Source organism: Bariatricus sp. HCP28S3_D3 (assembly GCF_052065755.1).
Lineage (GTDB): Bacteria > Bacillota > Clostridia > Lachnospirales > Lachnospiraceae > Allocoprococcus.
Genome location: NZ_JBQHTK010000104.1, coordinates 1 through 536 on the forward strand (window position 1 = coordinate 1; position 536 = coordinate 536).

General features: G+C 37.3%; 1 pseudogene. It reads left to right on the forward strand.

From position 1 onward, the window contains the following. A pseudogene (locus ACTNB3_RS17910) lies at positions 1–180 on the forward strand (transposase); the annotation flags it as partial. Positions 181–536 lie beyond the last annotated feature (356 nt).

Consider the following 536-nt stretch of genomic DNA (forward strand, 5'->3'; position numbering starts at 1 on the left):
AATGGAGTGGAAACTGTTCCGTCAAATATCCGAAAGAATTACCATTTGGAAAAGATGCCTCGTGGAAAACAGCGTGGCAAGTTCTTTTTTGGTTCCAAAATAGCAGCGTTGAATTTCCGAAAACTCTTCAATTATGTGAAGGGTCTGGGAAACTATGCCCAAAATCCGGTACTTGCATAAAACAAGGGAGGGAATATCCAGCATATATCCCAAAAAGTCCGGCGATATACTACAAAATATGAATTTTTCAAGGTACTATAGGAATAGGGGCAAATTTATTTATGGTTTTGACCCCAATATCAATATTATATCAACGAAAACCGGTCGTTGCAGGAAATACAGTTTTCTGCAACGACCGATTTTATGTTGTATGAGAATCAGAATGCTAAGATCAGCCCCCAAAAAAGGATTTATCACTTTAAATTAAACCTAGATTATTCACGGCGATGCCGTGAAAGTGGCTGAAAGCCACATAGTTACAGCATTTTAACTGAATATTGCATTTCACTTATTAAGTGAATGAAAAAAGAGCATCC